The organism is Sinorhizobium fredii USDA 205 (assembly GCF_001461695.1).
GTDB lineage: Bacteria > Pseudomonadota > Alphaproteobacteria > Rhizobiales > Rhizobiaceae > Sinorhizobium > Sinorhizobium fredii.
This window is the reverse complement of record NZ_AUTC01000007.1, coordinates 1-13,372: the sequence shown is the minus strand read 5'-3', so window position 1 is coordinate 13,372 and position 13,372 is coordinate 1. Positions and strand designations below refer to the sequence as shown.

The 13,372-nt window shown below is 63.3% G+C and carries 15 protein-coding genes and 1 pseudogene; 8 read left to right on the top strand and 8 right to left on the bottom strand.

What is annotated here, in order from left to right:
• Positions 1 to 145 precede the first annotated feature (145 nt).
• Positions 146 to 385: a helix-turn-helix domain-containing protein gene (locus N181_RS02360; RefSeq protein ID WP_037436481.1), complete on the bottom strand. Its 240-nt coding sequence runs from the start codon at positions 383 to 385 to the stop codon at positions 146 to 148.
• Between the two features lie 528 nt (positions 386 to 913).
• Between N181_RS02360 and N181_RS02355 the strand changes: the two genes are divergently transcribed.
• The 3 genes and pseudogenes from N181_RS02355 (at position 914) to N181_RS02345 (ending at position 2,475) form a co-directional block, all read left to right on the top strand.
• Complete coding sequence (locus N181_RS02355) at positions 914 to 1,366, top strand: cupin domain-containing protein (RefSeq protein WP_037436480.1); 453 nt, start codon at positions 914 to 916, stop codon at positions 1,364 to 1,366.
• Positions 1,367 to 1,579: 213 nt separating this feature from the next.
• Entirely contained in the window at positions 1,580 to 1,840 is a 261-nt protein-coding gene (locus N181_RS02350) for a ProQ/FINO family protein (protein ID WP_050994786.1), read from the top strand.
• 145 nt (positions 1,841 to 1,985) lie between these two features.
• A pseudogene (locus N181_RS02345) lies at positions 1,986 to 2,475 on the top strand (GNAT family N-acetyltransferase).
• Between the two features lie 231 nt (positions 2,476 to 2,706).
• On the opposite strand, the gene N181_RS02340 reads toward N181_RS02345, so the two are convergent.
• Both N181_RS02340 and N181_RS02335 read right to left on the bottom strand, forming a co-directional pair.
• On the bottom strand, positions 2,707 to 3,723 hold the full coding sequence (locus N181_RS02340) for a LacI family DNA-binding transcriptional regulator (RefSeq protein ID WP_037436483.1): 1,017 nt from the start codon (positions 3,721 to 3,723) through the stop codon (positions 2,707 to 2,709).
• A gap of 176 nt (positions 3,724 to 3,899) precedes the next feature.
• A complete protein-coding gene (locus N181_RS02335) occupies positions 3,900 to 4,331 on the bottom strand; it encodes a winged helix-turn-helix transcriptional regulator (RefSeq protein ID WP_037402602.1) in 432 nt (143 codons plus the stop codon).
• 88 nt (positions 4,332 to 4,419) lie between these two features.
• On the opposite strand from N181_RS02335, the gene N181_RS02330 reads away from it, so the two are divergent.
• On the top strand, positions 4,420 to 5,235 hold the full coding sequence (locus tag N181_RS02330) for an oxidoreductase (RefSeq protein ID WP_037436478.1): 816 nt from the start codon (positions 4,420 to 4,422) through the stop codon (positions 5,233 to 5,235).
• Between the two features lie 49 nt (positions 5,236 to 5,284).
• Positions 5,285 to 6,286, top strand: coding sequence for an NADP-dependent oxidoreductase (locus N181_RS02325; protein ID WP_037436475.1), 1,002 nt, complete (start codon positions 5,285 to 5,287; stop codon positions 6,284 to 6,286).
• 152 nt (positions 6,287 to 6,438) lie between these two features.
• Here N181_RS02325 and N181_RS02320 read toward each other — a convergent pair whose 3' ends face one another.
• The 4 genes from N181_RS02320 to N181_RS02305 are packed head-to-tail and all read right to left on the bottom strand — an operon-like array spanning position 6,439 to position 8,912.
• Positions 6,439 to 6,771: a hypothetical protein gene (locus N181_RS02320; protein WP_037402593.1), complete on the bottom strand. Its 333-nt coding sequence runs from the start codon at positions 6,769 to 6,771 to the stop codon at positions 6,439 to 6,441.
• Positions 6,768 to 7,655: an NAD(P)-dependent oxidoreductase gene (locus N181_RS02315; protein WP_037436474.1), complete on the bottom strand. Its 888-nt coding sequence runs from the start codon at positions 7,653 to 7,655 to the stop codon at positions 6,768 to 6,770. Before N181_RS02315 ends, N181_RS02320 begins: the two co-directional genes overlap by 4 nt.
• On the bottom strand, positions 7,652 to 8,188 hold the full coding sequence (locus tag N181_RS02310) for a gluconokinase (RefSeq protein ID WP_080577846.1): 537 nt from the start codon (positions 8,186 to 8,188) through the stop codon (positions 7,652 to 7,654). The genes N181_RS02315 and N181_RS02310 overlap by 4 nt, the downstream gene beginning before the upstream one ends.
• Positions 8,157 to 8,912, bottom strand: coding sequence for an SDR family oxidoreductase (locus N181_RS02305; protein WP_060563220.1), 756 nt, complete (start codon positions 8,910 to 8,912; stop codon positions 8,157 to 8,159). The genes N181_RS02310 and N181_RS02305 overlap by 32 nt, the downstream gene beginning before the upstream one ends.
• Before the next feature lie 87 nt (positions 8,913 to 8,999).
• Between N181_RS02305 and N181_RS02300 the strand changes: the two genes are divergently transcribed.
• The 3 genes from N181_RS02300 (at position 9,000) to N181_RS02290 (ending at position 11,985) form a co-directional block, all read left to right on the top strand.
• Positions 9,000 to 9,947, top strand: a complete 948-nt coding sequence (locus N181_RS02300; RefSeq protein ID WP_037436469.1) for a 2-hydroxyacid dehydrogenase — start codon at positions 9,000 to 9,002, stop codon at positions 9,945 to 9,947.
• A 10-nt stretch (positions 9,948 to 9,957) separates the two neighbouring features.
• Positions 9,958 to 10,989 (top strand): L-idonate 5-dehydrogenase, encoded by a 1,032-nt coding sequence (locus tag N181_RS02295; protein WP_037436467.1) that lies wholly within the window; start codon positions 9,958 to 9,960, stop codon positions 10,987 to 10,989.
• A gap of 99 nt (positions 10,990 to 11,088) precedes the next feature.
• Positions 11,089 to 11,985 carry an SMP-30/gluconolactonase/LRE family protein gene (locus tag N181_RS02290; protein WP_037436464.1) on the top strand — a complete coding sequence of 299 codons (897 nt, stop codon included), beginning with the start codon at positions 11,089 to 11,091 and terminating at the stop codon, positions 11,983 to 11,985.
• A 17-nt stretch (positions 11,986 to 12,002) separates the two neighbouring features.
• Here N181_RS02290 and N181_RS02285 read toward each other — a convergent pair whose 3' ends face one another.
• Entirely contained in the window at positions 12,003 to 13,055 is a 1,053-nt protein-coding gene (locus N181_RS02285; protein WP_037402574.1) for a glycoside hydrolase family 25 protein, read from the bottom strand.
• Positions 13,056 to 13,372: the final 317 nt, after the last annotated feature.

Here is a 13,372-nt window from a genome sequence, read left to right as displayed (position 1 = left end):
CCGCTGGCGTTGAGACAACTCGGTGAGGCGCGAGTTCCGCAGGTAGCCGCGCGCGGGCTGCGCTACCTCGATGTCACCTGCCGGGATTTCGCGGCTTTGCACTATTGAAGGGGGTGTGTCGGACGGAAGCGAGAGCCCGATATTGTTAAGCCAGGCGGAACGCGGAGGTTGGCATTTGGAGTGCAGCGGCGATGCGCCTGAGCCTGGCGGGGTCGACATCGGCACCCAGTTCAATCCTTGTAATTTCGGCGCCAGTGAGACCGCAGGTCAAGGAGAGGTCCTCGACGCTATATCCCATTGCCTCGCGAGATTGCTTGACAGCGAAACCGATATCGACGCGGCCACGGTACGTGGCAACGTCCAGGTTGCTTATAGTATTTGTCATGAATGACTCCTTCGATAATGCGCCAGGAGCGCGCGCTTGTCTCTTGAAGGGAGCCTGCGGCCATCGATATGTCGGCCCGACAGGATCATTGATATTGCACTGCAATATAGGTCCCAAAAATCGCGTTACAAGGGATCCGCTAGGTGGCGGCTGTGCCTCATGGCCGCGAATTTCGCTGACGACCGATGTTCTCGTTCTATGCTTTTAGAATCGCACAAATGTAGTGATAGGAACTGCCGGAGCAGCGAGCCGCGAAGAAAAAAGGCCGTCGGAAAACCGCGGCCGATGAGTTTGAAGGTATAAACCTCCAGAGGGGAACAGTTGCTGCGGAGCTGGGAGGGAAAACCGCCTGTGCATCAACCGCAGGCATCTTGATCGCTTTTTGATCCGTATGGAAACGTTTTTGTGCAATGCTGCTATGCAGACGCTGGTCTGCGGCGATCCGACGAATCCATCGCGACTTGGCGGTCTGCAGTGCCGTGCGGCTAATCCAGCGCACGCCACAGTCGAGAGACTTAGGAGGAGTGGATGGCGGAGCCGAATTCACCCAAAGCTCAAGCGGACCGGGTACTTGAGGTGTTCGGCGAGACCGTGATCGTCCGTGGTGATGCGGGGGGTACGCTTCTTGATGCCGCGGTGATCGAGGAGATTGTGCCGCCTTCCGTTGGCGCGCCGCTGCACCGCCACAGCAGGGAAGATGAGATCTCCTACGTTATCGAAGGGACGTTTCGGATCTGGCGTGGCGATGAGGTGCTCGACGTCGGTCCGGGCGGCGTCGCATTGCTGCCCCGCCATCAGGTCCACACGTTCAAGAACATTGGCGCAGGCCCCGGCCGCCTCCTTACTGTCATCCTGCCCGCGGGCTTCGAACGCTTCTTCAAGGTGGTTGCAGAGCGTCGCCCGAGGGACGAGGACTTGGCCGAGATTGCGACCATCGCAGCCGAGTTTGGACTTGAAATACTGGGGCCGCCGCCGGCCTGAGTTTGCGGATAGCTCGAACGAAGCCATCGCCCACGGGAAGGCGCAGGTTTTCGGCGGCAAGGCATTGTCCCGGCGCCTCAGAGTCTTGGCACGCGCGTGATTGCCAAGCCGTATTTTTGGAAGGCACAATCTGTAGGACACCAGCTCCGGTGAGGAATATGCCGACCGCGAAACACGGAAATCGCCCACCGAACTTTTCCAACTGTCGGCCAAATGGCCTGCAGCTTCAATGCCGTCGAGCCAAAGCCTCTTAAGATAGGGATACTCCGCGACATACGCGCCGGCCAGCACGAAATGTCTGAAGAAGAATTGGAAAGGGCACTGCGCGCCCACACGAAGACGGGCAAATACCTGGCGTCGATTGTTGCGGGCGCACCGCGGGTGGATCTAAAAGGCAACCCTTCCGGCGAAGTGCCAGAAGCAGATGCAGCGGGGGCAAAGGGAATTCTCGGCGCGCGGATGGCTCGAGAGTAGGTGACGTTCGCGCAATCGCACGCGCCCGGCGAGATATGGCCGTAGGAACACCGAAGTTCAATGTCCGCTTCGCCTCAAGATACTTGAAGGCGGATGACAGCTCCGAGCCCATACCTACCAGCGGGCAATCTGCTAAACTGTTCGAATGATGACAACCAACCAATACAGGTTTCGCAAGGTGACGCTGGATGATCTCGATATACTCATGGGATGGCAATCGAACCCGCATGTCCGTGAATGGTGGGATTCAGATGAGCCATACGATGAAGCGGACTTGGCTGATCCTCGGGTAGCGCGCTGGATTGTTTCAAACGCCGAACGCCCATTTGCGTTCATGCAGGACTACACAGTTCACGGGTGGGAAGATCACCATTTTGCCTATCTTCCCAAAGGCTCGCGGGGAATTGACCAATACATCGGAGACCCCGAAATGGTCGGTGTTGGGCATGGATCAGCATTTATAAGCATGAGAATGCAGGCCTCTCTTTGATGAGGGGGTACCTGTGATCGCGACTGATCCGCATCCAGACAATGCACGGGCGATAGCCGTCTACAAGAAGCTGGGTTTCGAGCCGTTTGGACCACCTCAGAAAACACAGTGGGGTCTGATCTTACCCATGTTGGCTAAGAACTAAGCGTCGCGCATGCAAACGGCAGCAATGTCCCGCGCTGCCGACATACGCGGAGGACTGGTCAAACTCGGCGGTTATGCCGAAAGCCGACATCGGGTAGCTATCGTTTATGAGTACACGGCCTAGCCGCGCCGCGCGCCCCAGTTGCGCTCCGCGGTGTTGTAGTAGGTCAGGGCGAGACATTCGTGATTCCGATGCCGAGTCACGGCCTTTGCATCCGAGTCTGCCAGAGCCCTACCGGCTGGTCTGGCGCAGGATCAGATCGGGCCGGATCGTCACTCGGCCCGGCCGGTCGAGCTTGCCGTCGAGCACGTCGAGGATCAGGTCCGCCGTTTTCGCGCCGATCTCCCTGGCAAAGGCGTTGATCGTCGTCAGACTCGGCACGGAGATTGCGCCGATCTCGTAATCGCCGAAGCCGCCGATGGCCATCCTGTCGGGTACGGCGATGCCGCGCCGCTGGCATTCGGTGAGCGCCCCGAAGGCGGAAAGGTCGGAGACGCAGATGACCGCTTCCGTGTCCGGGAAGCGCTCGAGCAATTGCCCCATTGCATTCGCCCCCTCGCGCATCGAGATAGGCGGCGGCCCGGCGGCGATCAGGCGGGGCGCATCCAGCCCGTGATCCTTCATGGCGGCGATGAAGCCCGCCCGGCGATCGGTGCCGCGCGTATCGCGGTCGGCGTCACCGCCGATGAAGGCGATTTTGCGGTAGCCGACGCTGACGAAATGATCCACCATCTCGCGGACGGCGAGGGCGTTCGAGAAGCCGACGACATGGCCGATAGGCTCCTCGGGCAAGTCCCAGGTTTCGATGACCGGGATGCCGGCATTCGACAGCAGCTTTCGAGCCCGCGGCGTGTGCTTGCCGCCGGTCACCACGATCGCTTCGGGCTTGCGCCGCAGAAGCTGCTCGATCAGTCGCTCCTCTTCCGCGACATCGTAGTTCGTGTAGCCGAGCAGGATCTGCAGGCCCCTTTCCGAGACGCGGTCCGAAAGCGCCCGCACCGTATCGGCGAAGTTGGCATTGTTGATCGAGGGTATGGTTACCGCGATGAAGTCGGTGCGCTGAGAGCGGAGATTGGATGCGGTGCTGTCGAAGACATAGCCGAGTTCCTCGGCAGCACGCAGCACCGCCTCGCGGGTCTCCTGGCTGACGGAACTGTCACGCTTGAAAGCGCGCGACACAGTCATCGGCGAAACGCCGGTTCGCCGCGCCACATCGGCCATCGTCGGGGGCTTGCGGAAATTGTGCATCGGCATCCATGTTATCGTTACCAATGCAAGTACACCCGGATTGTCGACGGAATGCAAGCCTCTCCTGCACCTGGTATTCCGTCCGCATCCCACTCTAGGTTCAAGAACGGGCAACTTTGCGCTGGAAGCGAGTTTCACTAGGCCTTGGCAGTCGCCGCTTGACCTGCCGTAGGAGCTCAGTCGGGGGCGGCGATACGAATGGGACGTGTTCCGACCGGGGCGCCGGTCGTGCGGTCGATGGTGACCGGATCGATCTCCGTTCCGGTCTCGGCGTCGAAGAATCGTGTCACCTTGCCTCCGCCGCGGTGCTTGCGTCCCCAGGCGCCGATCGCAAACAGAACCGGCAGAAAGTCGCGGCCGGCTTCCGTCAGCACATATTCGTCCCGTGGCGGACGGTCGGAATAGCGGCGTTTCTCCAGCAGTCCTTCCTCGGTCAGGGCCGAAAGCCGCCCCGTCAGCATCGTCGGCGCGATGCCGAGGCTCTTGCGAAAATCATCGAAGCGGGTCAGCCCCGCATGGGCGTCGCGCATGATCAGCATGCTCCATGCGTCGCCCACGAGCGCGAGGCTGCGGGCGATCAGGCAGGGTTGGTTCGAAATTTTCTTCATGTCGATATCTTTTTAGTAGTGACTTGATATTGAATTGATAGTAACTGATCGGCCATCGATATTCCATGACGAAATGAAAGCGAAAGCGATGAGCAAGACAGAACGCGGCATTGCCCTGGTTACCGGGGCTTCCTCCGGCATCGGGCTGGTGACGGCACAAGCGTTGCGGCGCGATGGCTACCGTGTCTTCGGCACCAGCCGGAAGCCGATGCCCGATACATCCGATGGGATCACGATGCTGATCTGCGACGTGACCGACGATGCATCCGTAGAGAGCGCCGTCGACGCGGTTCTGAACCGCGCAGGGCGGATCGATCTTCTCGTCAACAATGCCGGCATCGGGCTGCTTGGCGGCGCCGAGGAATCCACGACGGACCAAGCGAAGGCCGTATTCGACGTCAACGTCTTCGGCCCCATACGGATGACGAATGCGGTCCTGCCCGTGATGCGGCGGCAGCGTCGGGGCCGGATCGTCAACCTCAGTTCCATACTCGGGCTGATCCCCGCCCCGTTCAATGCACTCTACGCATCGACCAAGCACGCTGTCGAAGGCTATTCGGAATCTCTCGACCACGAGGTGCGGACGCAGGGCATCCGGGTCGTGCTTGTCGAGCCCGGCGTCACCCGCACATCCTTCGAAGAAAACATCACGCGACCGGACCGGCCGCTTGCCGTCTACGATACGGTTCGCGCCGACGCGGAAAGGCTGATGCGCGAGATCGTTGCGAAAGGCGATCCACCCGAGCTGGTCGCCGAAGCCGTCTTAAGGGCCGCCAATGCCGCGTCGCCGAAGCGACGCTATACCGCCGGAAAAGCGGCAGGACAGGTCCGCCTCCTGCGCCGCTTCCTACCCGAATCTTTTGTCGACAGGAACCTTCGGAAGTTCAACAGACTTCCCGATTGAGTGTTCATCGCCGCGCCGCTGGCTCACCATAGAAACGAAAGTTAGCCTGATGAAATCATTCCTGGTCGATCGCTATGCGAAAGGCGGCGCTCTGCGGCTCGGGGAAACTCCCCTGCCGGCGCTGCGTGAGAACGACGTCATGGTCGAGGTGCATGCCGCCGGCGTGAACCCCTTGGACAACAAGCTCAGGGACGGAGAGTTCAAGCTCATCCTGCCTTACCGCCTACCACTGGTGCTGGGCAACGATGTAGCGGGCGTCGTGGTCCGGGTTGGAGCCAAAGTCCGGCAATTCAAGCCCGGTGACGCGGTCTATGCACGTCCGGCACAGGATCGCATCGGCACATTCGCGGAGTATATCGCCATCGACGCGGCCGATGTAGCCATGAAGCCCACCAATCTGACCATGGAAGAGGCCGCATCCGTTCCGCTTGTCGCCCTGACGGCATGGCAGGCGCTCGTCGAGCGGGCCAACGTGCAGAAGGGACAGAAGGTCCTGATCCATGCCGGCTCCGGCGGCGTGGGAACGATGGCGATCCAGCTCGCCAAGCATCTCGGGGCCTATGTGGCCACGACGACGAGCACAGCAAATATCGCTCTTGCGAAGAGCCTCGGCGCAGACGTGGTGGTCGATTACAAGCACGACGACTTCGAGAAGGTGCTGCAGGGCTATGACGTCGTGCTGAACAGCCTCGGGAGGGATACGCTGGAGAAATCGCTTCATGTGCTGAAGCCGGGCGGGAAGCTGATCTCGATTTCCGGTCCGCCCGATCCGGACTTCGCGAGGCAGAACGGCTCCGGCTGGCTGCTACGACAGGTGATGCGCCTGCTGAGCCTGGGCATCAGGAGAAAATCGAATCGCCGAAAGATCAGCTATTCGTTTCTCTTCATGACAGCGAACGGCGGCCAGCTCGCAAAGATCACCTCGCTGATCGAGGCGGGTGCCATACGCCCCGTGCTGGACCGGGTCTTCCCGTTCGAGAAAACCAACGAGGCACTGGACTATGTCGAAACGGGTCGTGCAAAGGGGAAGGTCGTCGTCACTGTGAAGTGACGTGTGGGACCGCTGCGCCCTCACTTCTTCTGAAAGCATAGTGCAGAGCCGCCGCCGTCCTCGTCTGGCGCTGATCGGTGTGTCCCGAGATCAACGCTGCAACTGGGAAGGAAAGCACGGAGCGGCACCTGGCGTGATGCCGCCCCAGCCGCTCAAAGGCGGTATTCGTTCGCCTGGGTGACGTGGTGATGGATGCGTCCTTCGAAGAAGCGCGCCAGCACCTCTTCGGTTGCTGCTTTCGCCGCGGCGCGCGCCGGGCTTGCCAGCGCCTTCTCGACCGTGTCGAGATCCGGATAGTTGATCGCCAGGATCATCGGTATCTCCGGCGCCCCCTCGTCGCGGGCATCCGCGAAGGTGACGCGCACGTCGAGCGCCCCGGGAAAGGCCTTCCACTTCGGCAGGATGTTGTCGAGGACCGCGGCCCGGAAGGCCTCGGTCTCACCCTCCTTCACCTTTCCCTCGAACAGCGCGTAGCGGGTGATCATTCGGCAATCTCCTTGTTGGGTCCCCTGAAATATTCCATCAGTGCCGCCTGGTCCTCGCCGCCGAGGCCGGCGGCCGTCAGCATCCGGTGCACTTCTGCGCAGGTCGCGGTCAGCGGCATCGCGGTATTGGTGCGGCGGGCAAGGTCCTGCGCGCCGTTCAGATCCTTGACCATGTTGTCGATCCGGCCGGTGCGCCGATAATCCCTGGCCACGAAGCGCGGCATATATTCCTGCAGGATGGCGCTGTCGGCCCGCCCGCCCTTCAAGGCCTGCGGGACCTTCGCCGCGTCGACGCCGGCGTCGAGCGCCAACTGCGTCGCCTCGGCGACGGCAAGGAAATTCAGCCCGCAGAGCACCTGGTTGATCAGCTTGGTCGTCTGCCCGGCGCCGGACGGCCCCATATGCGTGTAGTTCGAGGCGACATGCTTCAGCACCTGATAGGCGTCCGCCACGTCCTCTTCCCTGCCGCCGGCCATCAGCGTCAACTGGCCGACGAGCGCCTTCGGAGCGCCGCCTGAAAGCGGGCTGTCGACCCAGCGCAGGCCGTTTTCAGCGGCTTCCCGTGCTAAGGCCTTGGTGGCTTCCGGATCGATCGAGGACATGTCGATGATGAGGGTTCCTGGTTTGGCGCCCTTGGCGACGCCCGCCTCGCCGAAGACGGCGATATGGACGATCCTTGCCGAATTGAGGCTGAGGATGACGGTGTCGGGTGCCGCCGCCGCTTCCGCCGCGCTCGCCGCCGCTCTTGCCCCCTTGTCGACCAGCTCCTGGACCTTGGCCCGGTCGAGGTCGAAGACCGTCAGCACATTGCCGGTTTCGATGAGCCTCGTGCCGATGGCGCCCCCCATGGCTCCGGCACCGATCAATGCAACCCTGTTCGTCATTCTCGCAGTCCTCCTAGTTGGGCAGCGATCACCTCGACGACCGCATCGAGCGGCTGGTCGATGTCGACGCTGATGGCATTTTCGTCCGGTCCCGGCGGCTCGAGCGCCGCGAACTGGCTGGCAAGCAGCGCCGGCGGCATGAAATGGCCCTGCCGCTCCTTCATGCGCTTCTCGATGACCTCGACGGTGCCGGCGAGATGGATGAAGGTGACGGGCCCGCCGGCCATGCGTTCGATGTGCTGGCGGTAGGCGCGTTTCAGCGCCGAGCAGCCGATGATCGTCGGCCCGGTGCCGGCTGCAAGCGCCTCGCCGACGCGGGTCAGCCATGGCCAGCGGTCGGCGTCTTCCAAGGGGATGCCCTTGCTCATCTTGGCGATGTTTTCCGCCGGATGCAGGTCGTCGCCGTCGCGATAGACGGCGCCGAGCCGCGCGGCGAGGGCGGCGCCGACCGAGGACTTGCCGCACCCGGCAACGCCCATCAGCACCATGCGCCGGGGGGTATCAGAGGGATGCGGTGATGCCGCCGTCGACATAGAGCACGTGTCCGTTCACGAAAGAGGAAGCGTCCGAGGCGAGGAAGATGCAGGCGCCGACCAGTTCTTCAACCTTGCCCCAGCGGCCGGCGGGGGTGCGCCTTTCGAGCCAGGCCGAGAAATCCGGGTCGGCGACCAAAGCGGCGTTGAGCGGCGTGTCGAAATAGCCCGGCGCAATGGCGTTGCACTGCAGGCCGTATTTCGCCCAGTCGGTCGCCATGCCCTTGGTGAGATTGCCGACCGCGCCCTTGGTGGCGGTGTAGGGGGCGATGCTCGGGCGGGCGAGCGCCGTCTGGACGCTGGCGATGTTGATGATCTTGCCGGCGCGGCGCTTGATCATGTGCCGCGCCACCGCCTGGCCGACGTTGAAGACCGTCGATATGTTGGTCCTGAGCAGCTTCTCGAAGGCATCGGCGGGGAAATCCTCGAGCGGCGTGCGGTGCTGCATGCCGGCATTGTTGACGAGGATGTCGATCGGCCCGACTTCCGCCTCGAAGCCGTCGACGGCGCTCCGCACCGCCTCATGGTCAGTGGCGTCGAAGGCGAGTTTTTTCGCGTCGGGGATGCGTCCGGCCGCGTCGGCGAGCTTTGCCTCATCCCGCCCGTTCAGGACGACTTCCGCCCCGGCATCGGCGAGGCCGCGGGCGAGCGCAAGGCCGATGCCCTGCGATGAGCCGGTGACGAGCGCGCGCCGGCCTTTGAGATCGAACAGTTCGAGGGCCATTTTTCCTCCCGCATTTCATCTCGACAATTAGGGTTGATCTGTTTATGTTATCGATAACATTCAATGTCAAGGGACGGAGTTTCTGAATTGACCAAGCCGCATATACTCCAGGTCGGACCCTATCCTGATTGGGACGAGGTGCCTTTGAACGAGGCATTCACGGTACACCGCTACTTCGATGCCGCCGACAAGGCGCGTTTCCTCGCCGAGGTCGGGCCGAGCGTCAAAGGAATTGCCACGCGCGGCGAACTCGGCGCAGCCCGCGCGATGATCCAGGCCTGCCCGGGGCTCGAAGTCATCTCCGTCTATGGCGTCGGCTTCGATGCGGTCGACCTTGCCGCCTGCCGCGAACGCGGCATCCGCGTCACCAACACACCCGACGTGCTGACCAACGACGTTGCCGATCTCGGCGTGGCGATGATGCTCTGCCTGTCGCGCGGCATGATCGGTGCGGAAAGCTGGGTGAAGGACGGCAGCTGGGCCGCCAAGGGCCTCTATCCGCTGAAGCGGCGTGTCTGGGGCCGGCGCGCCGGCGTGCTTGGACTTGGGCGGATCGGCTACGAGGTCGCCAAGCGCCTCAAGGGCTTCGACCTGGATATTGCCTATTCCGACGTCGAGGCGAAACCCTATGCATCCGAATGGGAATATATCGCCGATCCGGTGGCGCTTGCCGAACGGTCGGACTTCCTCTTCGTCACGCTCGCCGCTTCTGCCGCCACGCGCCATATCGTCGGCCGCCAGGTGATCGCGGCGCTCGGCGCCGAGGGCATGCTGGTCAACATTTCCCGTGCCTCCAACATCGACGAGGAGGCACTGCTCGAAGCGCTCGAGAACAAGACCTTGGGTTCCGCGGCGCTCGACGTCTTCGAAGGCGAGCCGTCGCTCAATCCGCGCTTTCTTGCCCTCGACAATGTGCTGCTTCAGCCGCACCATGCCTCGGGCACGATCGAGACGCGCAAGGCCATGGGCCAACTGGTGCGGGACAATCTCGCCGCGCATTTTGCCGGCAAGTCGTTGCTGACGCCCGTTCTTTAAGGAGGCTGGGATGAAAGCCATTGTTGTTCACGGCGCAAAGGATTTGCGCATCGAGGAGCGGGAAGTCGAAGCACCGGGCGCCGGCGAAGTCCGGCTTCGCCTCGCCGTCGGCGGCGTCTGCGGCAGCGACCTGCATTATTACAATCACGGCGGCTTCGGCACGGTGCGCCTGCGCGAACCGATGATCCTCGGCCACGAGGTCTCGGCCTATGTGGAAGCGCTCGGAGCCGGCGTCGAGGGGCTGACGCCTGGCCAACTCGTCGCCGTGTCGCCATCGCGGCCATGCCGAACCTGCCGCTATTGCCAGGAAGGGCTGCACAACCAGTGCCTCAACATGCGCTTCTACGGCAGCGCCATGCCCTTTCCGCATATCCAGGGCGCCTTCCGCGAGGTGCTTATCGCCGATGCCATCCAATGCGTGCCGGCCGATGGCCTGACGCCCGGCGAGGCGGCGCTCGGCGAACCGCTGGCGGTCACGCTGCATGCGACGCGCCGGGCGGGCGAAATGCTCGGCAAGCGGGTTCTCGTCACCGGCTGCGGCCCGATCGGGGTGCTTTCGATCCTGGCGGCGCGCCGTGCCGGTGCGGCCGAGATCGTCGCGACCGATCTTTCCGACTTCACCCTGGCGCTCGCCAGAAAGGTCGGCGCCGACCGGGTCATCAACATGAAAAGCGAGCCGGATGCGCTCATCCCCTATGGCGCCGACAAGGGCAGCTTCGACGTTCTCTACGAGTGCTCGGGTGCCGCGCCGGCGCTTGCCGCCGGCATCGCCGCGCTGCGCCCGCGCGGCATCATCATCCAACTCGGCCTCGGCGGCGACATGAGCCTGCCGATGATGGCGATCACCGCCAAGGAACTCGAACTGCGCGGCTCCTTCCGCTTCCACGAGGAGTTCGCGACCGGCGTCGGGCTGATGCAGAAGGGGCTGATCGATGTCAAGCCGCTGATCACCCATACGGTGCCGCTTGCCGAGGCGGTTGCCGCCTTCGAGCTGGCGAGCGACCGCAGCCAGGCGATGAAGGCGCAGATCGCCTTTTCCTGACGACGCTTGCCGTCGTCGCGATGGCGGGGCAATCTGCGGCCGATCGAGCGGCGCCACGGCGCCGCTCGTCGATCGATGAAATGGGGAGGGAAAATCGGGATGTCGTTCTTCGAGGCGGTCGACGCCGGCTTCAAGTCATTCGTCATGGGCAATGCGCCCCTCAAGCAGATCGCGACCGGCTTCGACTGGGTCGAAGGTCCGGTCTGGTTCGGCGATGCCGGCTGCCTGCTTTTCTCCGACATTCCCAACAACCGCATCCTGCGCTGGCTGCCGGGCGTCGGCATCTCGACGTTCCGAAGCCCCTCGAACTATGCCAACGGTCATACGCGCGACCGCGAAGGGCGACTGGTGAGCTGCGAGCATGGCGCTCGGCGCGTCACGCGGACCGAGCTCGACGGATCGATCACGGTCATCGCCGACGGCTACCAGGGTAAGCGGTTGAATTCGCCCAACGACGTGGTGGTGACTTCCGACGGCTCGATCTGGTTCACCGATCCGCATTACGGCATCATGACCGACTACGAGGGGTTCCGGGCCGAGCAGGAGCTGCCCTGCCAGGTCTACCGGGTCCGCCCCTCCGGTTCGATCGAAGCGGTCCTGACGGATTTCAACTGCCCGAACGGCCTCGCCTTCAGCCCGGACGAGAGCCGTCTCTTCGTGGCCGACACCGGGCGCATGTTCTCCTCTGACCCGCAGCACATCCGCGCCTTCGATGTCGGCACCGATGGCGCGCTTACGGGCGGCGAGGTGTTCCACACCATCGCGCCCGGCGCCGCCGACGGCATTCGCGTCGACAGCGACGGCAATCTCTGGTCATCGGCCGGCGACGGCGTGCATTGCATCGCCCCGGACGGACATCTGATGGGCAAGATCCTGGTGCCGGAGCGGGTCTCGAATATCTGCTTCGGCGGCCGCGCCAGGCACCAGCTGTTCATAACGGCGACGACCAGCGTCTATGCGATCACCCTCAACCGCAAGGGCGTGCAGCATCCCTGAATATGCTGAGCCGACCGTCAGGTCGCGCTTCTCGACGCCCAGTTGTGCCATTCCGCCTCGCTGCCGTGGAAGACGTTGAGGTCGATGCGGCCGTCGACGCCGTGTGACAGGCCGGAGCCGGAATATTGCCAGAACAACCATTTGCGGCCTGGATAGACCTTCGACGGATGGGCGGCGACCGAACGCAGCCAGAACGGATGGTTGGGGAAGGCGCCCTGGAGATTGTCGCGGTAGAAGTCCGGCGCGGTGTAGATGACCGGGCGCTGGCCGTAATGCCGCTCCAGCTTGTCCATGAAGACCTGCATCTTCTCCCGCACCCGCGCCGCCGAGAGGCGTCGCTTGCAACTCGATTCGCCATTGTATTCGACGTCAATGACCGGCGGCAGGGCGTTGGCCTCGCGCGGTACGTTGCGGATGAACCAGTCGGCCTGTTCGCCGGCCGTCCGGCACCAGTAGAAGAAGTGGTAGGCGCCCCGCTTCAGGCCGGCCTGCTCGGCCCGGCGCCAGTTCTTCTTGAACATCGGGTCGAGATGGTCGCCGCCGTCGGTCGCCTTGATATAGGCGAAGTTGGCACCCTGGGTCCTCAGCTTCTCCCAGTCGATATTGCCCTGCCAGCGTGAAACGTCGACGCCGTGCACGGCGAGCTTGCGCGGTGACCGCTTGCCGAAATTGATCGGCTTGGCGTCGCGGAAGCGATGGCCGTAGACGCGCGAACGGGTTCGCGGCGCTTCGTCCATCGCCGGATTGTCCGGGACGACCATGGCGACCGGTCGATCCATCGGAACGGGCATGCCGGCATCGCTTTCCATGGACGTGAAAGCCTGCGGCTGCGGCACCTGGCCGGTCCAGGCGAGCTCCTGCGGCGGCTCGCCTGGTGCCTCGGCCATGCCGACGTCGCCGGACGGAACCGGGCCTGGCACGGAGACCACCGGGGCGGCGGGCGGCGCGACCGAACTCGTCGTTTCTCGCGACGGCCGCGGCGAAAGAACGGTTTCAGGGCCGGAACTGGAGAAGCAGCCCGAGAGAACAAGGCAGGTGAGGAGGATTGCTGGCGCAGCCGACAAACGCATTGGGAACCCGTACGCAAGACATTGTCGACGGCGGGGGCATGATGCCGTCGCGACTGATCGGAAAGTGCTAACGGGAATTTACCAAGAAAGACTGAATCCGAACTTAACGGCGGCGGTCCAAGTCGCGACTCCAGATCTGGTCTAGCAGTGAAAATCCGACGGTTGGTACCTGACACAGACTGCCGCTTTGGGCTGAGCGGCAGTTCGCAGCCAGAGTGCCGAAGGGCGACATCGCGCCAGCACCGGACATGGCCCGGCGCTATCGGCGAGCGGCAGCCCTGCGGTGCGCGGCGGCACCCGTTGCGCGTTCAGCCGCA